General features: G+C 66.0%; 23 protein-coding genes (1 of these 23 running past the window's edge). 9 read left to right on the top strand and 14 right to left on the bottom strand.

Annotation, left to right across the window (positions count from 1 at the left end):
• Positions 1-31, top strand: partial view of a putative immunity protein gene (locus tag N0D28_RS15615; RefSeq protein WP_376777645.1) — the final stretch only. It extends 452 nt beyond the left edge of the window; only the last 31 of its 483 coding nucleotides appear in the window; the start codon falls outside the window, past its left edge; it ends in the stop codon at positions 29-31.
• 35 nt (positions 32-66) lie between these two features.
• Complete coding sequence (gene tgt / locus N0D28_RS01690) at positions 67-1254, top strand: tRNA guanosine(34) transglycosylase Tgt (protein ID WP_260560685.1); 1188 nt, start codon at positions 67-69, stop codon at positions 1252-1254.
• On the opposite strand, the gene N0D28_RS01685 is transcribed toward tgt, so the two are convergent.
• Complete coding sequence (locus N0D28_RS01685; RefSeq protein WP_260560684.1) at positions 1175-2152, bottom strand: DMT family transporter; 978 nt, start codon at positions 2150-2152, stop codon at positions 1175-1177. The genes tgt and N0D28_RS01685 overlap by 80 nt on opposite strands.
• Before the next feature lie 122 nt (positions 2153-2274).
• Between N0D28_RS01685 and N0D28_RS01680 the strand changes: the two genes are divergently transcribed.
• Positions 2275-3447 carry a tetratricopeptide repeat protein gene (locus N0D28_RS01680; RefSeq protein WP_260560683.1) on the top strand — a complete coding sequence of 391 codons (1173 nt, stop codon included), beginning with the start codon at positions 2275-2277 and terminating at the stop codon, positions 3445-3447.
• A 75-nt stretch (positions 3448-3522) separates the two neighbouring features.
• Here N0D28_RS01680 and N0D28_RS01675 read toward each other — a convergent pair whose 3' ends face one another.
• The 4 genes from N0D28_RS01675 to N0D28_RS01660 all read right to left on the bottom strand — a co-directional run bounded on the left by N0D28_RS01675 (position 3523) and on the right by N0D28_RS01660 (position 6893).
• Positions 3523-4173 carry a class I SAM-dependent methyltransferase gene (locus N0D28_RS01675; protein WP_260560682.1) on the bottom strand — a complete coding sequence of 217 codons (651 nt, stop codon included), beginning with the start codon at positions 4171-4173 and terminating at the stop codon, positions 3523-3525.
• A gap of 29 nt (positions 4174-4202) precedes the next feature.
• Positions 4203-5138: a carbon-nitrogen hydrolase family protein gene (locus N0D28_RS01670; RefSeq protein WP_260560681.1), complete on the bottom strand. Its 936-nt coding sequence runs from the start codon at positions 5136-5138 to the stop codon at positions 4203-4205.
• Between the two features lie 68 nt (positions 5139-5206).
• Positions 5207-5854: a lysophospholipid acyltransferase family protein gene (locus tag N0D28_RS01665; protein ID WP_260560680.1), complete on the bottom strand. Its 648-nt coding sequence runs from the start codon at positions 5852-5854 to the stop codon at positions 5207-5209.
• 64 nt (positions 5855-5918) lie between these two features.
• Entirely contained in the window at positions 5919-6893 is a 975-nt protein-coding gene (locus N0D28_RS01660; protein WP_260560679.1) for a sugar-binding transcriptional regulator, read from the bottom strand.
• A 159-nt stretch (positions 6894-7052) separates the two neighbouring features.
• Between N0D28_RS01660 and glpK the strand changes: the two genes are divergently transcribed.
• The 5 genes from glpK to N0D28_RS01635 all read left to right on the top strand — a co-directional run bounded on the left by glpK (position 7053) and on the right by N0D28_RS01635 (position 14635).
• Positions 7053-8567, top strand: a complete 1515-nt coding sequence (glpK, locus tag N0D28_RS01655) for a glycerol kinase GlpK (RefSeq protein WP_260560678.1) — start codon at positions 7053-7055, stop codon at positions 8565-8567.
• Between the two features lie 118 nt (positions 8568-8685).
• Positions 8686-10248, top strand: coding sequence for a glycerol-3-phosphate dehydrogenase/oxidase (locus tag N0D28_RS01650; protein ID WP_260560677.1), 1563 nt, complete (start codon positions 8686-8688; stop codon positions 10246-10248).
• Between the two features lie 260 nt (positions 10249-10508).
• Entirely contained in the window at positions 10509-12854 is a 2346-nt protein-coding gene (locus N0D28_RS01645) for a penicillin acylase family protein (RefSeq protein ID WP_260560676.1), read from the top strand.
• Positions 12855-12920: 66 nt separating this feature from the next.
• On the top strand, positions 12921-13922 hold the full coding sequence (locus N0D28_RS01640) for a DHH family phosphoesterase (protein WP_260560675.1): 1002 nt from the start codon (positions 12921-12923) through the stop codon (positions 13920-13922).
• A gap of 362 nt (positions 13923-14284) precedes the next feature.
• Complete coding sequence (locus N0D28_RS01635) at positions 14285-14635, top strand: metallophosphoesterase family protein (protein WP_260560674.1); 351 nt, start codon at positions 14285-14287, stop codon at positions 14633-14635.
• 121 nt (positions 14636-14756) lie between these two features.
• Here the strand turns inward: N0D28_RS01635 and N0D28_RS01630 are convergent, their stop codons facing one another.
• Both N0D28_RS01630 and N0D28_RS01625 read right to left on the bottom strand, forming a co-directional pair.
• Positions 14757-15434 (bottom strand): hypothetical protein, encoded by a 678-nt coding sequence (locus N0D28_RS01630; protein WP_260560673.1) that lies wholly within the window; start codon positions 15432-15434, stop codon positions 14757-14759.
• A 60-nt stretch (positions 15435-15494) separates the two neighbouring features.
• Positions 15495-16061, bottom strand: coding sequence for a GNAT family N-acetyltransferase (locus N0D28_RS01625; RefSeq protein WP_260560672.1), 567 nt, complete (start codon positions 16059-16061; stop codon positions 15495-15497).
• Positions 16062-16342: 281 nt separating this feature from the next.
• Here N0D28_RS01625 and N0D28_RS01620 point away from each other — a divergent pair, with 281 nt between their 5' ends.
• Positions 16343-16603, top strand: a complete 261-nt coding sequence (locus tag N0D28_RS01620) for a putative glycolipid-binding domain-containing protein (RefSeq protein WP_376777681.1) — start codon at positions 16343-16345, stop codon at positions 16601-16603.
• A gap of 3 nt (positions 16604-16606) precedes the next feature.
• On the opposite strand, the gene N0D28_RS01615 is transcribed toward N0D28_RS01620, so the two are convergent.
• The 7 genes from N0D28_RS01615 to clpS all read right to left on the bottom strand — a co-directional run bounded on the left by N0D28_RS01615 (position 16607) and on the right by clpS (position 25657).
• On the bottom strand, positions 16607-17998 hold the full coding sequence (locus N0D28_RS01615) for a YdgA family protein (RefSeq protein ID WP_260560671.1): 1392 nt from the start codon (positions 17996-17998) through the stop codon (positions 16607-16609).
• A gap of 219 nt (positions 17999-18217) precedes the next feature.
• A complete protein-coding gene (locus tag N0D28_RS01610; RefSeq protein ID WP_260560670.1) occupies positions 18218-18934 on the bottom strand; it encodes an ABC transporter ATP-binding protein in 717 nt (238 codons plus the stop codon).
• Entirely contained in the window at positions 18931-20694 is a 1764-nt protein-coding gene (locus N0D28_RS01605; RefSeq protein ID WP_260560669.1) for a branched-chain amino acid ABC transporter ATP-binding protein/permease, read from the bottom strand. Before N0D28_RS01605 ends, N0D28_RS01610 begins: the two co-directional genes overlap by 4 nt.
• On the bottom strand, positions 20691-21731 hold the full coding sequence (locus N0D28_RS01600) for a branched-chain amino acid ABC transporter permease (protein ID WP_260560668.1): 1041 nt from the start codon (positions 21729-21731) through the stop codon (positions 20691-20693). The genes N0D28_RS01605 and N0D28_RS01600 overlap by 4 nt, the downstream gene beginning before the upstream one ends.
• A 110-nt stretch (positions 21732-21841) precedes the next feature.
• Positions 21842-22981 (bottom strand): ABC transporter substrate-binding protein, encoded by a 1140-nt coding sequence (locus tag N0D28_RS01595; RefSeq protein WP_260560667.1) that lies wholly within the window; start codon positions 22979-22981, stop codon positions 21842-21844.
• A 116-nt stretch (positions 22982-23097) separates the two neighbouring features.
• On the bottom strand, positions 23098-25290 hold the full coding sequence (locus N0D28_RS01590) for an AAA family ATPase (RefSeq protein WP_260560666.1): 2193 nt from the start codon (positions 25288-25290) through the stop codon (positions 23098-23100).
• Between the two features lie 34 nt (positions 25291-25324).
• Positions 25325-25657, bottom strand: coding sequence for an ATP-dependent Clp protease adapter ClpS (gene clpS, locus N0D28_RS01585; RefSeq protein WP_260560665.1), 333 nt, complete (start codon positions 25655-25657; stop codon positions 25325-25327).
• Positions 25658-25659 lie beyond the last annotated feature (2 nt).

Here is a 25659-nt window from a genome sequence, read left to right as displayed (position 1 = left end):
TGGCTCGGCAGGTTCAAACGGGAAGCGGTAGCCAGATGTTTTGGCCGCCCGTGAAAGAATAGGGTAATGTCTGACCTCGCTCCTTTTGAATTTAGAATTCACAGTCGGGATGGCCATGCCCGAACGGCCACCTTCACCACGCCGCACGGCACGGTCCAGACGCCAATGTTCATGCCGGTGGGCACCCAGGGCAGCGTCAAGGGCATCAGCGCTCAGGAGCTGACCGAGATCAAGTCGCAGATGATTCTGGGCAACACCTATCACCTGATGCTGCGGCCCGGCGCTGAGATGGTGGCGGCCCACGGCGGCCTACCGGGCTTCACCGGCTACCCTGGCCCATTTCTGACCGATTCCGGCGGCTTTCAGGTGATGAGCCTGGGGCATATGCGAAAGATTTCCGAACATGGCGTGGTGTTCAAAAGTCACCTCGATGGCTCACTCGTCGAGCTGACGCCGGAGCGCAGCGTGGAGGTGCAGCAGAGCCTCGGCGCGGATGTGATCATGGCCTTTGACGAGTGCCCACCGTTTCCCGCTGAGGTGCCGTACATTCGGGCCAGCCTGGAGCGCACCGTCCGCTGGCTGGAACGGTGTCTGAATGCCAAAACCAGGGCCGATCAGGCGCTGTTCGCCATCGTGCAGGGCGGTATTCACCCCGAATTGCGCCAGCAGAGCCTGGATGCCACGCTTCCGTTTCAGACGCCGGGGTTTGCGATTGGCGGGCTGGCGGTGGGCGAAAGCAAGGACGAGATGTTTCCAGCGGTGGCCTACACGGCGCGCGGCCTGCCCGAGAACAAGCCGCGCTACCTGATGGGCGTGGGCCACCCCGAGGATCTGGTGGCAGGCATCGCGCTGGGCGTGGACATGTTCGACTGCGTGTACCCGACGCGCACAGGCCGCTTCGGCTACGCCCTGACCGACGATGGTCGGCTCAACATGAACAGCGCCGCGCCGAGGCAGCAGCTCATCCCGATTGACCCCGATTGCGACTGTTACGCCTGTACCCACCACACCCGCGCGTACCTGGCCCATCTGGTCAAGGCCGAGGAGATGCTGGCTCCCCGCCTGCTGTCGCTGCACAACCTGCGTTACCTACACCGGCTGGTGGAGCGCGCGAGAAGCGCCATCCGGGCGGGCGAGTATCAGGCGTGGGCCAGCGAGTGGGGCGAGCGCTATTTCAGGACCCAGGCGACGACCCAGACTTGGGCGGGTCCGCTTCCGGCGTGGTTTGCCCGTGCGGTGCGTGGGGAGGATTGACCAGGTCAGCCGTCTCAGGAGTCGTCTGAGAGTTGCCGCGCCACTGACTCAGCACCGTGGCGAACACCACCAGCGCGCCGCCGAACAGGCCCCGCAGGCCCACCCTTTCCCCGATCAGCACGAAGCTAAAGAGGCTGGCACTGACGGGTTCCAGGGCGTAGATGATGCTGGCCTCGGCAGCGCTGACCCAGCGTTGGCCCACGGTTTGTAGCAGGGTGGTGACGGTGGTGGCGACGATGCCCAGGTAGATCAGGCCGGACCACTGCGGGGCGGGCGGCCACAGCGCCGCGCCAGAGAGCAGCGCCCACAGCCAGGCCAGCGCCGTGACGCTGACGAGTTGCAGCAGGGTAAACGGCAGGGCAGCGTGGTGGGGCGCGGTGCGCTCCAGGGTCAGGATGAAGCCCGCGTAACTGACGGCGCAGCCCAGCGCCCAGGCGTCGCCGACGACCAGTGCCCCACCTTCCCAGGAAAGCAGGGCCAGGCCTGCCACCGCCAGCGCCGCCGCCGCCCAGAGGAACACGCCCAGCGGACGGCGGGCCACCAGTGCCTGCCACAGCGGCACCAGCACCACGCTCAGCGCCGTGATGAAGGCTGCCCGGTTGGCCGAGGTGGTTTGCAGGGCGATGGTTTGGGTGCCGTAGCCGACGATCAGCCACGCCCCCACCAGCAGACCGTCTTTCCAGAGCGAACGGGGCCGGTCTGGGCTGGCGTGTGGGGGTGCGGTCTGTCTCCAGAACAGTAGCAGCGGCAACGTCGCCAGCGTGCCGATCAGGAATCGCCAGGCGATCAACACCTGCGGCTCCAGCGTTTCGGTCAGGGTTTTGACGACGGCGAAGGTGCTGCCCCAAATCCCGGTGACCAGGATCAGCAGCAGAAGTCCGAGGGTATGGCGCGGCATTCCCGTGAGTCTAGCGGCTGTGGGCACAGTTGCCGGTTCGTTTCTTAAGGTCTGATCGGCTGGGCATCATGTGGGTCATCTGGGAGTTTCTAGACTGGCAGGAGTTTTGCCGGAGGTTTTCAATGAACAGAACCACATTCAGAATGGCGGCCCTGGTGTCGCTGGCGCTGCTGACGGCCCAGACCGCCGCCGCCCAGACGACGGATGCCCAGCCTGCCGCCCCCACGACTCAGGCCGCCCCCGCTACCCCGATGAGTGCGGCCCAGTATGCCCAGCAGGCCACCGATCTGGCGGCCCAGGCCCGCACCAAGTTGCCGAGAGCCGACTGGAACGTGGACCGTACGCCCTGGAAGCAGGCTGCCGCCGCCGCTGACCAGGCCGTGAATGCCGAGCCGAACAACCCGGATTACTTGCTGCTGCGCGCCACGATCTACACCGACGTGGGCTTCTGGAAGCAGGCCGAGCGCTCCTGGGACGCCTACCTGGCCATCAAGCCGAACGACAACGCGGCCCGCACCAAGGCCGCCACCGTGCAGTACAACATCGGTTACGCCGCCTACGTGCGCGGCGATCTGGTCAGCGCGCCGCTGTTCTTTCAGAAGTGCAGCCAGTTGCAGCCGGACAACGTGGCCTGCGTCATCTGGAACGCCCGTGTGGCCCTGGAGGGCGGCAACTATAACGACGCCACCCGTCTGTATCAGCAGGCGGCCCAGCTCGCGCCGAATGACAAGACGGTGCCGTATTTCCTGCAAGTCTCGCAGAACGCGGGCAAGTACGGCCCCGCCGCCACCACCGCCTTCAGCCGGGCTTACGAGGCAATCGACAAGGGCGACAAGGCCGGGGCACTGAAGCTCTATCAGCAGGCCACTGCCGCTGCGCCTAACTTCATTGAGGCCTGGCGCGAGCAGGGCCGCCTGGGACTGGAACTCGGCAACTTGCCCGCCGCCACTGCCGCCTACACCGCCGCGACCCAGTTGCCGGGCGCGAGCGCCGCCGACCGTTACAACCTCAGTGTGGTGCAGGAAGCCCAGGGCGTGGGCCTGCCCGCCGTGCAGGCGTTCCGGGCGGCCTACACCAAGTACGCGTCGGGCGACAAGGCAGGGGCCGAGACCGGCTTTATTCAGGCCACCCAGCTCAGTCCCAGCTACGCCAAAGCCTGGGCCTGGGCAGGCCGGGTCGCCTACGAGAACAAGGATTACCCTGCCGCCGCTTCAGCCTACGGGCAGGCCGTGTCACTCGACCCCAACGACAAGTCCAGCGCCTACTACCTGAAACTGGCCCAGCAGGGCAAATAAGCATAAGTACTGAGCAATAGCGAGCGGCGGGCCACCCTGTGAAGAGGTGCCCGCCGCTCGCTGTTTGGTCGCTTTCTATTGTGCGGCGGCGAGAACGGTGTATCTCTCTTCCCAGTAGGCCCGGCCCCGCTCCTCGGCCTCGCGTTCCCAGCGCTCCGGGTCGTGGGCTTCTCCCAGAAATTCGGAGCGGGCGCGGTCATCGTCCTCAGTGGGAAGCCAGGCGCGCACACGGGTGCGCCACTCGCCCAGCACCTGCCAGCCGATGGTGCTGAGTTTCTCCGGCACGCCGGGCACATCCAGTGCTGGGCCGACGTACAGGAAGCGGGCTTCCGGGGCGGCCACTTCCGGCAGGTGGTCAATGACGCTGGTCGGTCCCCGGCGCGACACCACCAGGTCGTAGGGGCCGCGCAGCATCAGCGAGAGTTCGCTCTTGCCGTCCCAGACCGCGAACGCCGCTTGCGGAACCTTCTGGCGGGCCAGCTTGATGAATTCTTCTTCCTGGTCATAGCCGGTCCAGGCCGCCGCGTGGCTGCTAAAGCGGGCCGCGTCCCTGCCGTCGGCGCAGCCCGCTTCCAGCACCCACATGCCGCCTGCCAGCAGATTCGAGAGCAGCGCATCGTAGATCAGCTCCGGGTCGGGGCCGTCGATGTGGCGCGTCCAGGGATGGCTGTAGGTTCCCAGTTCGCGGGCCATTTTGGCGTACCACTCGCGGGAATGAGGCTCCATCACAGTTCGGAGTCTAACAGTTCAAAACCTCACAGTCCGGCGGGTCGGTTGCTCCGCTTGTCCGGTGTGCTGTCAAAGCTCAGCCGACTCACTGCGCCCGCCGCCTGCCGCGCGGCCCAGAGATGATCGCGGGCATTGAGCACCTGGCCGCTGCGCCGCACCTCGCGGACCAGGGCCAGGTCGAGGTCATGGCACAGCCAACCGGGTGCGCCGAACTCGCCCTCGGCCACCACTCCGCTGGCCGGAAAGCCGGTGTCGGGCGGCGCGTAAACAGCGGGTGCGCCCACCGCTGTCTCGATGGCGTAGCTCCACGGCGCGTCGGCCAGGCACGGCGCGTGAACGGTATAGATCTGATTTTCCAGGGCGCGGGCCATGCTGCCCACCCGCACCCGCTGGTAGCCGTGCAGGCTGCCGGTGAAGCTGGGCACCAGCAGTACGTCGCAGCCCGCCGCCGCCTGGGCGCGGGCAAAATCGGGAAACTCGGCGTCGTAGCAGATATTGATGCCCAGGGTGCCGTAGGCCGTCTCGAAGACCTTGAGGCCCTCGCCGCTCTCGATCAACCACTCCTCGGCCTCGAAACGGGTCATGACCAGCTTGTCCTGAAAGTGGCGCTCACCGCCTGGGCCGAAAAAGTGGGCGCGGTTGACATAGCGCCCCGCCGCCGCTTCGACGATCAGGCTGGCCGCCAGCAGATAGACGCCGTGCTGCTGCGCCAGTCGGGCGTGCAGCTCCAGAAAAGCAGGCAGAAAGACCTGCAATGCGCCGCGCTGGGCCTGCACATCGTCCCACAGAGCGGCAGGCAGCAGGCCGACAAGTTCCAGGCTGGCGTACTCGGGCAGTACCAGCACCTGAGCGCCGCTGGCCACGCCTGCCGCCACGAAGTTGCTCAGCGCGGCCTCGTAGTCGTCCCAGTCAGTCGGTTGACGGCACAGATAGGCAGCGGCGGCCACGCGCAGAACGGTCATTGGCCAAGTCTAGGGTTTCCTGGGTGATCTTGACACTCAGCGCTCAAATTGCTCAATCGAGATCAATCTCAGGAACCCAGCGGTGCGCTGAGACGCAGAATTTCCTCACCGACCTGTGCCGTGAGGGCCTTGATGCTGCCTTTCGGCTCGATGACGGGGCCGAAGCGTACCAGCCAGCGTTTGCCGTCGCGTCTTAAGCCCACCGGCAACACTGGGGCGCGCCCGCGCAGGGCGATCAGGGCCACGCCGCCCTGCATCTGGCCGCCGCCGCGTGTGCCCTCAGGAAACAGGCCGAGGGTGCCGTCCTCCTTGAGAATCCTCAGGGCGGTGCGAATGGCTGCCACATCGTTGCCGCTGCGGTCTATGGGGAAGCTGCCGCCCGCCTTGATGATGTCACCCATGATCGGCTTGAACAGCTCTTTTTTGGACATGAACTGCACATGGTGGCCCGGCATGACCTTGGCGATGATGAATGGATCGAGTGCCGAGACGTGCGCCCCGGCGACCACCAGTTTGTGTCCGGGCGGCGGGATGTGTTCGCGCCCCAGCGTGTGGATGTACTCGCCGCGCAGCAGCCGGGGCATATTCATGGCCGTGACGACCAACTGGTACACCAGCGGGTTGACCGGCGGCGCGTGGAGCTCTTCGGCGTGTCCAGGCGCAGCGGGTCTGGCCGCAACGAAACTGGGCTGCGGTTCGGGCTGAGGCGCGGTCATGGCGTCAGGATACAGCGGGGCTGGGCGGCGGCCCTGCACTCCATTCTCTTCGGCCCGCTCCCGTTCAGTCCAGTTCCAGCACCGCCCGCGCCGCCCGCTCGTCAACCACCAGTGTTTTTGCCAGACCTCCCTGCAAGGCGGCGTGCAGGGCATGGGTCTTGCCGACGCCCGCCACCACGCAGATGGACTGCTCAGCGGCCCTGACTTTTTCCAGATCGGGGCCGCTGGCGCGCTCGTTGATCGGAATGCCCCGGAAGCTACCGTCAGCGCGGTAAAACACGGTGGCGAGGTCGCCCACCACGCCCTGGGCGTCCAGCTCGGCCTGCTCCTGCGCGCCCAGATAACCTGCCGTGTAGACGTGGCTCGGAGAATCGGCCTGGATGCTGCCCAGCGAGTAGAGCAGCACCTCGGCCCGGTCTTGCAGGTCCAGCACGTGCCGGACGCTGCGCTCCTGCCACATCAGATGCTTGGTCTGGGGATTGTCGAAGAAGGTCGGCACCGGAAAGAGGTGCGCCCGGCCTCCGTAGGCGCGGGCGAAGCGCAGCAGGGTGTCGGTGACGAAACCGCTGACGAAATCGTGGGCGTTGGCCGAGCCGTTGAGCTGCACAAAGGTCAGCTCAGGAATGGCGCGCGGCTTCAGGGCGCGGCTGACGGCGTCGAGGGTGTTGCCCCAGGCCAGGCCCACCGTCTGCCCAGGTTGCAGGGTATTGCCCAGCAGGTTGGCGCTGTAGGCCGCCACCCGCTCCAGGCTGAGGGCCTCGCTGCTCCCGGGCGGCACATCCACCACATGTGGCGAGAGGCCGGGAAAGCGCGCCCGCAATTCGGCTTCCAGCACCTGTGGATGCTCGGCGGGGTCGTGAATGCGGATCTCAACCAGGCCGCTGCGCCGTGCCAGCGTCAGCAGCCGCGAGACGCGCGGGCGCGAAACGCCGAGTTCGGCGGCAATCTCGCCGGTGGTCAGGCCCTGATAAAAATACAGCCGCGCCACCTGCACTGCCTGGGCTGCCTGATCGGGAGAAGCGCTGAGGTCGCTGGTCATTGCCGCTCAGCATAGCGAGGCGGCGCGGCTGGAAAGAGGAACGGCAGACTTGAACGGCTGTTCAATGGCGGCTTGACATTTGTTCAGTTGCTGCCAAGACTAGACTGAACGTCAGACCCCAGCCACAGTCTTGTTCCGCACGGCCTTCAAGGAGAACCGATGAGCGAACCCTACATTCTCGCGCTCGATCAGGGCACCACGTCCAGCCGCGCCGTCGTGTTCGACCGGGCGGGCAACATCAGGGCGCAGGCCCAAAAAGAATTTCGTCAGATCTTTCCCGAACCGGGCCAGGTTGAGCACGATGCCCAGGAACTCTGGAGTACCCAGATTGGCGTGGCACAGGAAGCCATTTCGCGGGCCGGGCTGCGTTCCAGCGACATCGCTGCCATCGGCATCACCAACCAGCGCGAAACGGTGGTGCTGTGGGACCGGGCCAGCGGCCAGCCGATCTACAACGCCATCGTCTGGCAGGACCGCCGCACGGCCAGCGAGTGTGACCGGCTGCGGGCGGCGGGCTACGAGGCGCTGATTGAGCAAAAAACCGGTCTGAGGCTCGACGCTTACTTCTCCGGAACTAAAGTCCGCTGGCTGCTCGACCACGTGCCGGGCGCGCGCGAGAAGGCCGAGCGCGGCGAACTGGCCTTCGGCACCGTCGATTCGTGGCTGGTCTACAACCTCACCGGCGGCGAGTTGCACCTCACCGACGCGTCCAACGCCTCGCGTACCCTGCTCTATAACATCCACACCGGCGAATGGGACGACGAACTGCTGGCCCTCTTCGGTGTGCCGCGTGCCGTGCTGCCGCAGGTGCGGGCCTCCAGCGAAGTCTACGGCGAGACCGCCGAGGGGCTCCTCGGCAGCCGCATCAGGATTGCCGGAATCGCCGGGGACCAGATGGCGGCCACCTTCGGTCAGGCTTGCCTGGAGCGCGGCATGGCCAAGAACACCTACGGCACTGGCTGTTTCATGTTGATGAATACGGCAGGGGAGGCGGTGCCGAGCCAGAACCGGCTGCTGACCACGGTGGCCTGGCAGTTCGGCGAGGGGGCACAGGCCCAGCGGACCTATGCGCTGGAAGGCTCGGTGTTCGTGGCGGGCGCGGTGGTGCAGTGGCTGCGCGATGGCCTGGGCATTATCCGCAGCAGCGGCGAGGTGGAGGCGCTGGCCCGCAGCGTGCCGGACAGCGGCGGGGTCTATCTGGTGCCCGCCTTCGTGGGCCTCGGTGCGCCCTACTGGGACCCCTACGCCCGCGCCGCCCTGCTGGGCATGACACGCGGCACCACTGGGGCGCATATCGCCCGCGCCGCGCTGGAGGCGGTGGCCTTTCAGAGTGCCGAGTTGCTACTGGCCATGCAGAAAGACAGCGGCGTGATGGTGAGTGAGCTGCGGGTGGACGGCGGCGGCAGCACCAACGACCTGATGATGCAGTTCCAGGCCGATCTGCTGGGCGTGCCGGTGGTGCGGCCCCGCATCACCGAAACCACCGCGCTGGGAGCAGCCTATCTGGCGGGCCTGGCGGTGGGCTACTGGCAAGATACCCAGGAGATTGCCGCCCAGTGGCAGGAGGGGAGACGCTTCGAGCCGCAGATGACGGAGGATGAGCGGGCTGCCCGCATGAACCGCTGGAAGAAGGCCGTGGAACGTTCGCGCAACTGGGCTGAGGACGACGCCTGAGCCGCCGTCTGAAGCTACTGACACTCTGTAATCCAGATCGTTGAACATCCGTTCGATAAATGAGAACATCCGTTCAAGCTTTGCTGCTACTCCTCTCGCCACTCCAAAGGATGTGCCCATGACCTCACCCGCAACAGATTCCCGCCCTCAACTTCTTCAGGCCGCCAGCCAGGACATACTCTGGGACGTGCTGGTGATCGGCGGCGGCGCTTCGGGCCTCGGCGCGGCGCTGGAGGCGGCCACGCGCGGCTACCGCACCCTGCTGCTGGAAGCCCACGACTACGCCAAGGGCACGTCGAGCCGCAGCACCAAGCTGGTGCACGGTGGGGTGCGGTATCTGGCCCAGGGCAATGTGTCGCTGGTGCGCGAGGCGCTGCACGAGCGCGGCCTCCTCAAGAAGAACGCTCCCCACCTCGTTCACGATCTGGGCTTTCTGATCGCCGCCTACACGTGGTGGTCCAAGCCCTTTTACGGCATCGGGCTGAAGATGTACGACGCGCTGGCGGGCAAGCTCAACCTGAAGCCCAGCCGCCTGGTCGGGCGAGACGAGGCGCTGTCCCTCGCGCCAACCCTCAAGAAAAGCGGACTCAGCGGCGGCGTGCTGTATTTCGACGGCCAGTTCGACGACTCGCGCCTGGCGATTACCCTGCTGCGGACCTTCGAGGACTATAGCGGTGTGGCCCTCAACGCGGCTCCGGTGGTGGGCCTGACCAAGTCCGGCGGAAAAATCTCCGGCGCGACCTTCCGGGACTCGGAAACGGGCCGCGAGTACACCGTGCGGGCCAGGACCGTCATCAATGCGACGGGTGTGTTCGTGGACAGCGTGCGCCGGATGGACGATGCCAAAGCCAAGCCGATGCTCTCGCCGAGTCAGGGCGTGCATGTGGTCGTGGACCGCCGCTTCCTGCCGGGCAACAGCGCCCTGATGGTGCCGCGTACCGACGACGGGCGGGTGCTGTTCGCGGTCCCCTGGCACGACCACGTGGTCATTGGTACCACCGACACCGCCGTGCCGGAAGTCAGCCTGGAGCCGCGCGCCCTGCCCGAGGAAATCGAATTCATTCTCCAGACGGCGGCCCAGTACCTTGACCCGGCCCCCACCCGCGCCGACGTGCGTAGCGTGTACGTGGGTCTGCGACCGCTGGTCAAGGCCGCCGAGGGCAGCGACACCAAAGCGCTCTCACGCGACCACGTTATTCGCATCTCGGAAAGTGGGTTGCTGACCCTGACCGGCGGCAAGTGGACCACTTACCGCCGGATGGGCGAGGACGCCGTGAACCGCGCCGCCGAACTGGCGGGTCTGCCGCCGCGCCTGACCCTGACGCCGGGTCTGCCGCTGCACGGCTGGAGCCAGGCCGACATTGCAGACCACTGGAAGGTCTACGGCACCGACGCCGCCAGCATTCAGGCGCTGGAGGGCGCGAAGACCCTGCTGCATCCGGAGTTGCCTTACAGCGAGGCCGAGGTGCGCTGGGCCGCCCGCATGGAGCAGGCCCGCAGCGTTGAGGATGTGCTCTCGCGCCGCCTGCGGGCGCTGCTGCTGAATGCCAGGGCCAGCGGTGAGGCCGCACCGCGCACTGCCGCACTGCTGGCTGAGGAACTGGGCAAGGACGCCACCTGGCAAGCCGAGCAGGTCAGGGCTTACCGGGAACTGGCGGCGGGCTACATGCTGCCGGGCTGAAGCGGCTCAGCGCACGGGGGCTGGGGCTGAGGCTCTGGCTCCCCATCTTGTTTCATCTGACGTGCTGGCACGGCCCAGGTCAGGGAAGGATGGCCATAAAAAATCCGCCTCACAGGCGGCTGTCGTTTGATTGATAGGAAAATTATAGCGCAGTATGCGGGCGAAGTCAAATTCATGCACCCGGTCCAAACTCCGCTCAGACGCGCTAGCTTGAGCAGCAAGGCAACTCAAGGTCAACTGTTCGTCTGGAGGAAGTGGATATGCGTATCTTGCGCGGGTTTGGCGTTTTTCTATTGGTGCTGTTTGTGGCGGTGGCAGGGGCGCTGATCTATTTCAATGGCGTCACCAACCCGAAACTGACGGGCGAACTCAGACTGCCGGGGCTGACTGGGCCGGTAACCGTCACCCGTGACCGCTGGGGCGTGCCGCACATCGTGGCTGAGAAGTCCGACGCCGACGCTGTGGAGGCGCTGGGCTTCGTTCACGGCCAGGACCGCTTGTGGCAGATGGAGTTTCAGCGCCGGGTGGCCCAGGGACGCCTGAGCGAGGTGCTGGGCAAGGCCGCGCTGGATCAGGACAAGTTCCTGCGGACCTGGGGCTTTGAGCGGGCCGCCCGGAGCATTCTCCCGGCCCTCTCGCCGCGCAGCCGCGAGCTGGTCAGTGCCTACACGCGGGGCGTCAACGCCGCCATCGCCCAGAACCGCCTGCCGCTGGAGTTCCGCATTCTGGGCTTCAGGCCCGAACCCTGGACGGACGTGGACAGCGTGTCGTGGAGCAAGCTGCTGGCCTACGACCTCGGTGGCAACTGGGACGACGAGTTGCTGGGAGCGCAGGTGGCGCAGAAACTCGGTCCGAATGCGCTGGGTGAGGTGATGCCGCCGTATCCCAAAGACGCGCCGACCATCCTCAGCGCGGACGAGCTAAAGACCGGGGCGCACCGCACCGTACCGACCGAGAGTGCCCGGCTGCCTGCGGTGACCATCCGTCAGCTCCAGGCCCAACTGGCGGCGGCCCGCTCGCTCGGCTTCGTCAATGTGCCGGGTAAGGGGAGCAACGACTGGGTCATCGGCGGGCAGCACACCGTCAGCGGCAAGCCGATTCTGGCCGACGACCCGCACCTGGCCCTCAGCGCCCCGATGCTGTGGTATCTGGCCGACCTCAAGGGGCCGACCCTGCACTCCATTGGGGCCACACTGCCGGGGCTGCCCGCCGTGGTGATTGGCCGAAATGACCGCCTGGCCTGGGGCGTCACCAACGTCAACCCCGACGTGCAGGACCTTTACATCGAGCCGCCGAGCGCCAAACTGACGACCCGCACTGAGGTCATCAAGGTGAAGGGTGAGCCGGACGTGAACCTGATAGTGGCCGAGAGCGCCCACGGCCCGATCATTTCCGGCGTGAGCGGCGACGCGGCAGCCGTCGGCCCGCGTGTGGCCCTCAAGTGGACGGCCCTCGCGCCCGGCGACACCACCCTGGACGCTTTCCTGGGCCTGAACTACGCTAAAAACTGGACCGACTTCACCAGCGCCCTCAAGTTCTACGTGGCCCCCAGCCAGAATTTCGTCTACGCCGACCTGGACGGCAATACCGGCTACTACGCCCCCGGCAGGGTGCCGATCCGCCAGGGGAAAGACTGGGACGGCAGCCTGCCGGTTCAGGATGACGGCCAGCACGAGTGGACCGGCTTTATTCCTTTTGACGCCCTGCCGCACACCTACAACCCCGTAGACGGCCTGATCGTCAGTGCCAACAACAAGGTCGTGCCGGACAGCTACCCCTATTTCCTCGCCAACATCCGCAACTGGGCCGAGCCGTACCGCGCCGAGCGCATCACCGAGTTGCTGACGGCCAAGGACAAGCTGAGTGTGGACGACGTGAAGGCGACCCAGCTCGACACCGTCAGTCTGGTATGGCGCGACCTCAAGCCGTACCTGCTGGCGGCCAGACCCGACGGCGACCTCAGTACCAGGGCGCTCGACCTCCTCAAAGGCTGGGACGGCAACGAGCGGGCTGAGGCCGTGCCGCCGCTGATCTTCGAGGCGTGGCTGATGCAGCTTCAGACGCTGGCGCAGGATGAACTCAAAAATACCGGTCACGTCAACAGTCTGGCCGTGCTGAACGCCCTCAAGACCAACAGTAAGCTGTGCGCGGTGAACGGCCAGGGCGACTGCGCGGCGTGGCTGACCCGCAGTCTCAAGGCGGCGGTGACCGACCTCAGCGCCCGTCTCGGCCCTGATCCCGCGCAGTGGGTGTACGGCAAGCTGCACCAGGTTGCCAACAACCACCAGGCCTTCGGCGGCGTCAAGGCCATCGGCTGGCTATTCAACCGCCACACACCCACGTCCGGCGGCACCGACACGGTGGACGTGGCCCGCCCCGACCCCGGCACCTATCAGCAGACCCACGCACCGAGCTACCGCCAGATTGTGGACTTCTCCGATCTCAACAAGAGTCTGTTTGTCGGCACGCTGGGGCAGGGCGGCAACCCGATTGGGCCGCACTACGCCGACCAGATGCGGATGTGGAAGGAGGGCGACTACATCCCTATGAGCAGCGATCCTGCCGACTGGGGCCGGACGCGGGTGCTGAAGCTGACGCAGCCATAAACTGAATTGACCGGGTCGGCGACACTTCTGACCGATTTCTTAAGATGGGTGCTTATACTCGGCGCTATGACCCAAAACGCCGCCGAACCCCGCTATGCCCAGCTCGTGCAGGAGGCGGCAGCCTGCCTGAAGTTGCACCCCGGCCCCATCGTGATCCTGGCGCACGTTGATCCTGACGGCGACGCACTGGGCAGTTGCCTGGGCCTCCAGCGGGCGCTGAGATCGCTCGGCCAGGACGCCCAGACCTACATGGATGTGCCGCGCTACCTGACGTTCCTGCCGCACGAGGGCGAGGTACTGCCGCGCCTGGAGGGCTGGCCTGAGGGTGCGCTGGCTGCTGTGCTGGACGTGGACAACACCGATCTGGCGCGGGTGGCTGGGGCCGATATCACGGCGTTTAAGGGGCAGGTCGTCAACATTGATCACCACGGCACCAACCGCCGCGAGGCCACTGTCAGTCTGGTGGACCCCTCGCAGGCGGCGGCGGCCATGATGATCAAGGACGTGGTAGACGCGCTGGGCGTTCCCTGGACCGGTGAGATCGCCACGCCGCTGCTGCTCGGCACCAATACTGACACCGGCTCGTTCCGTTTTTCCAACACCACTCCGCAGGTGCTGAGAACTGCCGCCGACCTCGTCGAACACGGCGCGGACCTGGCCTGGATCAACGACCAGCTGGCCCGCAACCCGCAGCGCTACTACGCCCTGCTGCGCGAGGTGCTCGATCAAATGGCCTTTTCCAGTGACGGCCTGATCGTGCGCTCGCGGGTGGACGAGGCGGCCCTGGCGCGCACCCAGGCCGAATGGGAAGATGTGGAATCGTATGTCAACACCATCCGCAACGCCGACGGCGCGGAACTGGCGGTGATGTTCAAGGATTACGGCGAGCGGGTCAAGGTGTCGCTGCGCTCACGGGGCCGGGTCAGCGCCCAGAACGTCGCGGTGGCGCTGGGCGGCGGCGGGCACGTGGCAGCAGCGGGGGCCTCGGTGGACGCACCTTACAAAGAAGCGTTCTCGCGCTTCAACGCGGCGGCGGACGCCGAACTGCGGCGGGTGGGTCTGCGCTAATAGCAAAGAGGGCGAACTGGCGCTGGCTGATCGTGGGCGCTGCCGCGGCCTCGCTATGGCTGGGCATTGAGACCCACTGGCTGCGAACCGAGCGGCTGAATGCCGGTCGTGGGCCGTGGCCGCGCCGTGCGGGTGGTGTAGCTCAGTGATCTGCATGGCCGGACCCGCTTGCCGAACGGCTGCATTTCAAATCGGGTCAATGCCCTAAGCCAGATGGGGTGTGCGCCATGGGCGATCTGGTCAGCCACCTGCGTGATCTGGAGCGGGTGCTGGCTGAGCTGGGGCGCATGACCTGCCCGCATATTTATTTCGTGCCGGGCAACTGAGCGTGCGAGACACTGGAGCGGGGCTGCAAACGCCTGATGACCCCACTGGAAACGGACGCGGTGCTGCGGCGTGTATCCGGGGTGGAGCGGGTGCTGCTCAACGCGGGCGAGAGCATCACGTTTGGTGACCTGCGCCTGCAAATCTACGGCTACGACAACAGTGTTGACGGGCTTGAGCGTCCTGAATGCTTTCGTGGCGAGGCCGATGTGCGGCTGCTGACCAGACATACCCACGGCGGACAGATTCGCCTGTTCGGCCTGACGGTAGCGCGTGGGCGGCGCTGGCACACTGGAGCGCGGCGTGAACCTGATAACGGCGTCTTCTACATCTCGCGTGGCCTGGGCAGCCCGCCGGAAGTGCTGTGCGCCGATTTGATTCCCCGCTAAGTACAACCAGATTGCCGTTTCGGGATTCTGCAAAAAGCGCTTCATCCCTATACTCTTGCCTAGTTGTACTTTTTCACCTTCTCACTCCGCTCGGTTTATCTCAAGATAAACGTTGTTCTACTTAATCCCAGTCCCACTTGCGCCAGTCGGCGGGTTTGGCCTGGCCCGTTTTCGTCCGGCCAGCCTTCTTCGCCTCCACCTCGTCAGGGTCGGGAAACCAGGTATAAACCGCTGCCAGTGCGGTGTCCAGTCGCCGCAGCAGGGCGGCGCGCAGCTCCTTTTCCTCTGACTCGGTCAGCGGTCTGGGTGTGCTGGCCTTGGGGGGCTTGCCAGACCTCGGCGCTCTGGGTTTTGCTTTTGGCGGCTCGGCGGCAAAGCCCTGTTTCATCTGGCCCAGAAACTGCTCCAGGCCGTTTAGGTAAGGTGCGCGGGCTTTTTTGACTGCGCCCTTGCGGAGCGTTTCCGGCACGATCTGAGGACGGTAGGCTTCGGCGGCGGCGTCGAGTCGGGCGGCGCGTTTGGCCTGGCGCTCAGCTCTGGCCGTTTCCAGACGTTCGCGCGCCTGCATGGCGCGGTGCTGGGCCAGCAGAAAGCGTTCCGCTCGCTCGGCCTCCTCCACCCGCGCCTCCAGATACAGCTTGACCGGCGGCAGTCGGCGGCGACCCATCATCAGGCCGTTGGGCCGGGTCTGATCGTGCTGGCCCAGAAATTCGGTGATCAGGCGCGGGGTCCAGCCCCGGTCCTTGAGGTCCTGGGTGGCCACAAAGCCTACTGGATTGAGAAACGCTCCTCGGTTCACGGCCCACCCGTCATACTCCTGAGCTTAAGCCTGCGCTGCGCCCGGCGACTTGAGCAGTTCTTAGGCGAGTGGTCCTTCAGGCTCACCGAGGTCGGCCCACTCGCGGCGCAGCAATTCCATCTGCACACTGTCGTAGCGCTGGCCCTGCCACAGCCGCGCCTCACGCACGCGGGCGCACTCATGGTAGCCGACCCGCCCGGCAGCCCGCAGCATCCGGGTGTTGCCGCTCCAGGTGCTCAGAGTCAGCAGATGCGCGTCGGTTTCCTCGAAGGTCAGCGCGCTCCAGCTTCTCAGCGCCCGCGTGCCCAGCCCGCCGCCCCAGTGCCGGGGGTCATAGATCAGAATGCCCACTTCCCACCAGCCGCCGCTGCTCGGCGCTTCCGGGCGGCGCGTCACCAGCCCAATCGGCTCCCCCTTCGTCTCAGTGCCCAGCACGATCAGGCGCTCGTGCGCCGTCTGGGGGTCCAGCTCACCTTGCCCACTGAAATCGCCCTGCCCCTGCATAAAGGGCGCGTCCCACTGCCGCCACTCGGCCTGCGGATCGGTGAGCCAGACAGCCAGGCGCAGGGCGTCTCTGGCCGTCTGGGGGCGTAGGGTCAATCCTGCCGGGTCGGTGAGGTCAGCCATCCGCGTTCAGCTTGCCACAGCTTGCCAGGCTGGGCGCTATGGCAACCTGTCGACAGCTTCTGCTGGACCGGGGACCGCTGGGTCAGCAGCACTGTGGTCGAGGTGGCCCAGGGCGCGCCATTTATCCTGGCTACCCGCTGGAAGTCGGCGCTGAGGGCGTTTTGCGGGTCGAAGTGCTGTGCGCGGTTTGGAGCAGGCATCGCTGACCCCGACCCGCATCCCGGTGGGCCGCTGCCAGGCCAACAACAGCGAGGTGCGCGACCTCAGCCGCTGCACCGACCCTGGGTGTCACGCCCTACGCCAATCCCCTGGCGCTGCGCCGCCTGAAATTGCGGCCCGGCCAGTTCGGCGAACTGCTGGCCGCCCTGATCGAGGTGCCGACCCTGACACGCCGGGTGATGCGGCAACGCTACACCCGCCTGGGCCCGCACACCTACCGCTACGAGAACCTCAGCGGCGGCAACAGCACCGACCTGACGGTGGACGACGCCCCATACGTGCGTGACGATCCGGGGGAGTTTACCCTGATCGAGAACCGCTGAGACTCAGAAACCCCCGCCCAGCGCCTCGCCGTTGACCGTGCCCTTGCCGTTCCCGAATGCCAGATCGCTGGTCAACGTGTTGCCCTGACGCTTGAGGTAGCCCGCGTCGATCAGGCTCTGGAGGCTGGCTGCCGCGTCCGGCGCGAAGCTGCCCAGGAGTTCGCGCAGGGCTGGTTCTGCGGCGCTCAGGCGGGCTTGCAGCTTGACCATGCCCAGGGCGGCCATCGGCACCTTGCTGAGCATCTGGGCCGTTTCGGCGCTCAGATCAGCCGCGCCCGGCAGCTCGGCTTTGCCGCTCAGCACGATGTCGCCGCTGGGTTGCGTCAGGCTCAGGCGGTCAACCGAGAAGACCGGCTGCGCTTTGAGCAGCGCCAGCGCGTCGTCCATGAGGGCCTGCTCCTGTGCCTTGCTCAGTTTCGCTCTTTCGGGAGCGCGACTGAGCTGTTGGTTGAGGTTAGTCAGCGTGTTCACGATTCGGGCCAGCGGCTCCCGGCTGAGGTGATTCATGCCCAGGTGAAGCTGCACGTTCCTGAAGTTCTGCGCACTGCTGCCGGGCATCTCGAAATCGAGCTGGCCAATGTCGTACTGGAGACTGCCGCCGTAAAAGCCGCCGACGAGCGTGCTCTTGCCGCCCACCTTGAGGTCACTCAGGTTGAACTTACCCTGCGTTTCGCCGGACGTTCCGGTGTAGGTCATCGATTTGAGGGTGAACATCTGCTCGCCCACGCCCAGCGGATCGCCCGCCTGCTGCTTCTGGGTGCTGCCGCTGACGCTCAGCCCGTTCATGGTCAGGCTGTCACCGTCCGAGGTAACTTTGAGTTCGGGCCAGGACATCTGGGTGGTGGCGCTCAAGCCGCCGTTGTGTACATTTCCCCTCAGCGCCTGCCAGCTCAGGGTGGTGCCGCTGTCGGTGAGCTGACCACCAGGCACCTCGATCTGCGTGTCGGTGCTGCCGCTCAGGCCCACGACGGTGCGGATGGTGGGCTTCTGGCCGCCCAGGGCGTCCTCCACCTTTTTCTGGAGCGCTGGATCGGCAAACCTGACCTCGGTGTCGATCAGGGCGTTGCCCACCGCTTTGAAGCCCGGCAGCGGCCCATGCTGGATGTGGTTGACGACAATCATCGGCACGGCGTTGGCTGCACCTTCCTTGCCGATCACCACGTTCAGGGTCTGGGTGCTGCTCAGGAAACCGCGCTGGTAGGTGCTGCTGATCACGCGGGCGTAGCCGGTAGCGTTGACCTGCGCTTTCAAGGTCTGGGCCAAGTCCTGCTGGGTCTGCACCGTCTGGCTGCCGGTGTAGGCAGTGGCCCCGGCGAGCGCGCCGACCACGATCAGAACGCCGATACCGAGGGCAGGGAGGCGGGAACGGCGCGGGCCAGTACTGGGGCGGGTCATACTTTCATCTTAACGTTAGGACGTCAAACGAATGTCAAAAATTTGGCCGCCCGAGTGTGCCCCTGAAGTCTTCAGTTGAGTCAGGAGGTTCTTTGATGCCCGTTAGACGCGGCGACCTGGGCGTTGTGGACAGCACTGATCACACTGACCGAGTGCCGCCAGACGGACGCGGTGAAGGCGGCTGAGGTACGGCGGGCTGGCGACAGTGGCGAACGACGCTCAGCTCTCCTGGCTGCCCAAGTAAGCGCTCGTCACCGCTGGGTCGTCGGCGAGTTGCTGGGCGGGGCCGCTGAGCTTCACGTCCCCCGTTTCCAGCACGTAGCCGTGATCGCTGCACGCCAGTGCCGCCCGCGCATTCTGCTCGACCAGCAAAACCGTGACGCCGCCCTCACGCAGCGACTCCACGATCTTGAAAATCTCGCGCACGATGATGGGGGCCAGGCCCAGACTCGGTTCGTCCAGCATCAGCAGCTTCGGTGAAGTCATCAACGCCCGCCCAATCGCCAGCATCTGCTGCTCGCCGCCCGACAGGGTCCCGGCCAGTTGCTTGCGGCGTTCCAGCAGCCTTGGAAAGCGGACGTATACACCGTCCAGATCAGCCCCAACGCGGCTGCGGTTGGCCCGCGAATAGGAGCCGAGCAGCAGGTTGTCGGCCACCGTCATCGAGCCGAACAGCTCGCGCTTCTCCGGCACCATCACCAGACCGCGCCGTACCCGCTCTTCCACGCTGACGCCCCGCAGGGACTCACCCTGATATGTCGCCTCGCCGCGTGAGGGCAGCACGCCCGCCAGCGCCGAGAGCAGGGTGGTTTTGCCTGCGCCGTTGGGGCCGATGACGCTGACGATCTGGCCCGCGTCCACGTCCAGCGAGACGCCGTGCAGGGCTTCCACCCGGCCATAGTTGACATGCAGATCCTGAACAGAAAGGAGCGTCACGCTGCGCCGCCCAGGTACGCCTCGCGCACGGCGGGGTGCTGCTGAATCTCGCGGGGCGTGCCCTCGGCCAGCTTCTCGCCGTAGTTCATGACGACCAGGCGGTCCACCACATTCATCACCAGGTCCATGTCATGTTCCACGATCAAGATGGTGACACCCTCGCCCTGTAACTTGCGCAGCAGCGCCGAGAGTTCGCGCTTTTCACCAACCCGCAGGCCCGCTGCCGGTTCGTCGAGTAGCAGCAACGTCGGGTCGGCCACCAGCGCCCGCGCAATCTCCAGAATGCGCTGCTGGCCCAGCGGCAGGTTGCCCGCCAGTTCGAAGACGTTGCCCAATCCCACCCGCGCCAGTTGCCGAGCCGCGTCGTGTTGCAGTGCCGCCTCCTCGCCACGTTCCAGATGCAGCAAACTGCGGGTCATTCCGGCGTGGGCGCGGGCATAGCCGCCCATCATGGCGTTGCCGAGCAGTGTCATTTCGGGAAAGAGCCGGACGTGCTGGAAGGTGCGGGCCATGCCCAGGCGAGCGATCTGGCGCGAGGCGAAGTGCGAGATGTCCTTGCCGCGCAGCGTGACTTTTCCGGACGTCGGCGGCAGCACCCCGGAAATCACGTTGAAGAGGGTGGATTTGCCCGCGCCGTTGGGACCGATCAGGCCCAGAATCTCGCCGCTTCGGAGGCTGAACGACACCTCACTGACCGCTTTGAGGCCGCCGAAATGCTTGGAAACGCCTTCCAACTTGAGCAACTCCTCGCCGGAAGCAGGTTTGGCATGCAGGGGGAGGCGTTCAGTTCCCGGCATCAGGGTTTGCGGGGGCCTGGGCAGCACCCGTTCCAGCAGCGGCCACAGTCCCTCGCGGGCCACCTGAAGCATCAGAATGACCAGAATGCCGAACACGGGGGTCACGAAGTCGCCGGATTGCCCCAGCAGTTTGGGCAGGAGGTTTTGCAACTGGTCGCGCAGCAGGGTAATCAGCCCCGCGCCCAGAATCGCCCCGCCCACCGAACCGGAACCGCCCACCACCGCCATGAACAGAAATTCGATGCCCTGCGGCAAGCCGAACGGCGTGGGATTGATGAAGCCCTGCCCGTGCGCGTAGAGCCAGCCCGCCACCGCTGCCAGCACCGCCGAGAGCAGGAAGGTCTGCACCCGCAGGGCGTAGGTGTTGACCCCGAAACTCTCGGCCACCGTGACGCCGCCCCTGAGGGCACGCATGGCCCGCCCGGTGCGGCTTTGCAATAAGTTTTGAGTGACCCAGGCGCACAGCGCCAGCACTGCCCAGACCAGCCAGTAAAAGCGGCTGGGCGTGTTGAGCGCGAGGCCAAACAGCGAGATCGGTGGCACGCCCGTCAGGCCGGTAAAGCCGCCCGCGAACGGCGCGTTGCCGAAGGTGTAGTAGAGGCTCAGGCCCCAGGCAATCGTTGCCAGTGGCAGAAAGTGGCCCTGCATCCGTAGCGTGATGGCTCCCAGAATCAGCGCCACCATCCCCGTGACGACCACTGCCGCGAACAGGGTCAGCCAGGGCGAGAGGCCGAAGCGCAGGCACAGCACGGCGCTGGTGTATGCTCCAACGCCCATGAAGGCCGCCTGTCCGAAGCTGGTGCTGCCCGCCACGCCCGTCAATAGCACCAGGCCCAGTGCCACCAGCGCGTAAATGCCGACGTTGCCGAGCAGGGTCAGGTAAAAGGTGGGCAGGAGGAAGGGCAGTAGGGCAATGACGGCGAAGAAGGCCAGGGCCAGCCAGGTGCGGGAACCTAGTCTCATTCTTCTTCCTCGGCGTGGCGGGTGGTGAGCGACCTCCACAGCAGCACCGGCAGAATCAGCCCAAAGACGATGACTTCCTTCCAGGCGCTGAAGCTGAATGAGGCGAAGCTCTCCAGCAGGCCCACCAGCACCGCGCCGAGCGCCGCCACCGGATACGACACCAGCCCACCGATAATGGCCCCCACGAAGCCCTTGAGGCCGATGATGAAGCCGCTGTCGTAGCTCAGCGGGGTGGAGGGACCGATCAGCAGGCCGCTGAGCGCGCCGATGGCAGCGGCCAGCGTGAAGCTGACGTAGCCTGCCCGCACCGGACTGATGCCGCTCAGGCGTGCCCCCAGCCGGTTAACGGCGGTGGCCCTGAGCGCCTTGCCCGCCAGGGTGCGGTCAAAGAAGAAATAGAGGGCCAGCATCAGCACCGCACTGACCAGAATGGTCACGAGGCTCTGGGCGCTGAGTTGCACCTGCCCCAGCGTGACCTGGCCCTCGGCAAAGGCAGGCGTGCGCGACCCCTCCGCTCCGAAGAAGGCCAGTCCCAGGCCGCTGAGAATCAGGTGGAGGCTGACGGCAGCGATCAGGAGAACGAGCGTGCTGGCTTCCCGCAGCGGCATGAAGGCCAGTCGGTAGGACAGCGGCCCCAGCGGCACGACCAGCAGCAGGGTGAGCAGAACTTGCAGCGGCAGCGCCAGCTTGAGCGGAGCCAGCCAGGTCAGCAGCGCCCACAGCCCTGTGCCCACCGCCACCGCCGACAGCAGCACCAGCCCGGCCCGGCGGCCCTGCCCCTGCCTCACCTGCGAAATACCCTCCACCACCGCGCTCATCGCCAGCAGCGCCAGCACCAGCCACAGCGTGCCCGGCACCCTGCCGAGTTGCAGGCTGGCGAGGGTGAGCGCTCCAAACGAGACGAACTCGCCCTGCGCCACGAAGATGACCCGCGTGACGGCGAAGACCAGCACCAGAGCGAGGCTGAGCAGCGCGTAGACCGCGCCGTTGGTCAGGCCGTCAGCGGCCAGCACGGGAAAGATGGCGGGGTCAAACATCTGGGCTAAGTCCAAGGTAGGTGGCCTCCAGGTAATGGGGTGGTGAGCAAAGCGTTGATCCAGACTCAAAAAAAGGGCGGCCCGCAAGCCGCCTCTTTTGAACCGTTGACTTACTTCAGCAGCTTCCAGGTTCCGTCCTGCACGACAACCATCACGCGGGAGCGGGCGTCGAGGCCCAGGTGGTCGGTGGCCGACATGTTGAAGATGCCGTGTACGCCGATGACGTTGCGGGTGCCCTCGATGGCCGTGCGAAGCGCCTCACGGAATTCCGGCGTGCCGGGTTTGGCGACCTTGAGCGCCTTGGGAATGGCTTTTTGCAAGATCAGTCCGGCGTCGTACATATGCCCCCCGAAGGTGCTGACCGAGTCCTTGCCGTACAGGGATTCGTACTGATTGGTATAACTCAGGCCGACTTTCTTGTCGGGGTTGGTGTCGGGGAGCTGGTCGGCCACCAGAATCGGGCCAGCGGGCAAAATCGCGCCCTCCACGTCCTTGCCGCCAACGCGCAGAAAGTCGGGATTGGCGACGCCGTGCGTCTGGTAGATCTTGCCCGCATAGCCCCGGTCACGCAGCGCCTTTTGCGGCAGCACCCCCGGCACACCCGACGCGCCGATCAGCACGGCGTCGGGTTTGGCGGCAGCCACCTTGAGGGCCTGGGCCGTCACGCTGGTGTCGGTGCGGTTGTAGCGCTCGGAGCCGACGATCTTGATGCCCTTGGCGGCGGCGTTCTTCTGCAACTCGGCAAACCAGCCCTCGCCATAAGCGTCGTTGAAGCCGATGTAGCCCACCGTCTTGACGCCGTTCTTGGCCATGTGGTCCACGATGGCAGCGGCCATGATGGCGTCGGTCTGCGGCGTCTTGAAGACCCAGCGCTTCTTGTCGTCCACCGGTTTGATGATGCTCTCGGAAGCGGCCAGGCTGATCATCGGCACCTTGGCCTGCACCACCACGTCGATCATGGCCAGGCTGGCGGGCGTGGTGGTGGTGCCCAGAATCAGGTCCACCTTGTTGTCCTGAATCAGCTTGCGGGTGTCGGTGACGGCGGTGGTGGTGTCGGACGCGTCGTCGAGGATGATGTAGGTGATGTCTTGCCCAGCGATTTTCTTGGGCAGCAGGGCCACCGTATTTTTTTCGGGAATGCCCAGGCTGGCGGCGGGGCCGGTGGCGCTGATGACCACGCCGATTCGGACTTCGGCGCTGGCCGACGAGAGCAGCAGGGCGGTCAGGGAAAAGAGCAGGGTACGCTTCATGAATCTCCTTGGGGTCAGGGCGGCTGGGAAGGGTGCGCCCACCGCTGGGTTGTGGATACGGGGAGTATAGCCTAACGGGTGTTAGGGCGTGCGGCGGGGAGCCGGATGGGTCGCCCTCAGCGCACCTCCAGCTCTCCGTCTTTGACGCCCACCGTCGCCTTGCCGCCGCTGCTGAGCCGCCCGAACAGCAGTTCGTCGGCCAGCGGGCGCTTGAGCTTTTCCTCGATGACGCGGGCCAGCGGACGCGCGCCCATCGAAGGGTCGTAGCCGAGTTTGGCGATCAGGGCGCGGGCGGCGGGCGTCACCGTGAGCGTCACGTTGCGCCCGCTGAGCTGGGCGTCCAGCTCCTTCAGGAACTTGTCGACCACCTGCGCCATCACGGTTTCGGAAAGTGGAGAAAAGGCGATCACCGCGTCCAGCCGGTTGCGGAACTCGGGCGCGAACATCCGCTTGACCGCTTCGAGCATCTCGCCCTGACGGCTGACCTTGCTGAAGCCCAGGCCGGGCCGCGAGGCGTCGGCGGCCCCGGCGTTGGTGGTAAACAGCACCATCAGGCCACGTCCATCGATCTTCTTGCCCGCATGGTCGGTCAGCGTGCCGTGGTCGAGCAGTTGCAAGAACAGGTTATAGACGTCGGGATGGGCCTTCTCGATCTCGTCGAGCAGCAGCACCGCGTTGGGCTGCCGGGCAATCGCGTCGGTCAGCAGGCCGCCCTGATCAAAACCCACGTAGCCGGGGGGCGCACCGATCAAGCGGGCCACCGTATGTGCTTCCTGGTACTCGCTCATGTCGAACCTGAGCAGTTCCACGCCCAGCCGCTCAGAGAGGGCGCGGGCCAGTTCGGTCTTGCCCACACCTGTCGGCCCGGCGAACAGAAAGGCTCCCTGCGGTTTGCGCGGGTCGCGCAGGCCAGCGCGGGCCAGCTTGACGGCGCTCGATAGGGCCTTGACGGCGGCGTCCTGGCCGTAGACACGCTGGCCCAGGTCGGCCTCCAGTGTGGCCAGCGACTGCACTTCCTCGGCCTTGACCTGCCCCACTGGCACGCGGGCAATGCGCGCCACCGTCGCCTCGATGTCGGCCCTGCTGATCTCGCCGCCCTCGCCGCGCACTGACCTCGCCGCTCCCGCCTCGTCAATGACATCAATGGCCTTGTCCGGCAAAAAGCGGTCGCGGATATAGCGGGCCGAGAGCTTCACGGCGGCGTCCAGCGCGGCGTCGGTGTAGCTGACGTGGTGGTGGTCGGCGTAACGACTTTGCAGCCCGCGCAGAATCGCCAGCGCATCTTCCTCGCTCGGCTCCGGCACATCCACCACGCCGAAACGCCGCCACAGCGCCCGGTCTTTTTCGAGGAGGCGCAACTCCTGCGGCGTGGTCGCACCCAGTACCCGCAGCCCACCGCGTGCCAGTGCCGGTTTCAGCAGGTTGGCCGCGTCCATGCTGCCGCCTTCGGTGGCTCCGGCCCCGACCAGGGTATGCAGTTCGTCGATAAACAGCACGCAGTTCTGGCTGTCCAGGGCCTTCAGCACGGCCTTGAGGCGCTGCTCGAAGTCGCCCCGGTAGCGGGTTCCGGCGATCAAGGCTCCCATGTCCAGCGCGTAGATACGTGCCCCTTTCAGGAAGCCGGGAACCTCATTGCCGATAACATGCTGCGCCAGCGCCTCGGCCAAAGCGGTTTTGCCCACGCCCGGCTCGCCCACCAGCACCGGGTTGTTCTTGGTGCGGCGGGCCAGGATATGCAGCATCCGGGTCAGTTCGTCCTGGCGGCCAATCACCGGGTCAAGTTCGCCGTCCTCAGCCTGCTGGGTCAGGTCGGCAGTGTAGGCGGCCAGCGGGTCGGGTGCGGCCTCTGCTTCGGGAGCCGTGCCCTCGATGCCCGCGACTTCCTTTTCACCGTTGCCGCCGTGACTCACATACTCCAGCAGTGCCAGCCGGGTCACGCCCTGGGCCTCCAGCGCGGCGCGGGCGAAGCTGTCGGGCTGCTCCATCAGTTCGATCAGTACCAGATCGCCGGTCACGGCCTCGCTGCCCTTGCCGCTGGCGTGGCGCTGGAGCAGGGCGTCCTGCACCACTTCCTGCACGCTGAAAGTCAGTTCCGGGGGTTCGTCCACCGTCTCGAAAGTCTCCAGCACGCCGTCCAGATCGCGCTTCAGGCGGCCCAGGTCGGTGCCGCTGGCGGTCAGGGCAGGCCGGGCGTCGGGGTCGTCGGTCAGGGCGTAGAGCAGGTGTTCGAGCGTCACGTACTCGTGGCCGCGCTCTCCGGCGAGGTCGGCGGCGCGCTGGACGGTGTCTCTGAATTGTTCGGCGATCATGGCTGTGCCCTCGTAGACGGTCTGATTGGGATGGTCACGTGCTCGGCTCCGGTTCGGCCACCACCCGCAGGGGATAGCCCTCGCTGCGGGCATGCTGCGTCACCTGCGCGACTTTGGTTTCGGCCACCTCGCGGGTATATACCCCGGCCACGCCCTGCCCCTTGCGGTGAACGGCCAGCATGATCGTCTCGGCATCATGGGCTGACTTGCGAAAATAGCGGCTGAGCACCATCACCACGAATTCCATCGGCGTGTAATCGTCGTTGAGCAGCAGCACCCTGTAGAGGCGCGGTCGCTGAATCTGGGTGCGCTCCAGGGTCTGGGTGTTGCTGCTTGGGTTGGAAGCGTCGGGCGTGCGGCGGGTCACCT

It is taken from the genome of Deinococcus rubellus, assembly GCF_025244745.1.
Lineage (GTDB): Bacteria > Deinococcota > Deinococci > Deinococcales > Deinococcaceae > Deinococcus > Deinococcus rubellus.
The sequence above is the reverse complement of the archived record's forward strand: the minus strand, read 5'-3'. Positions and strand labels throughout refer to the sequence as shown.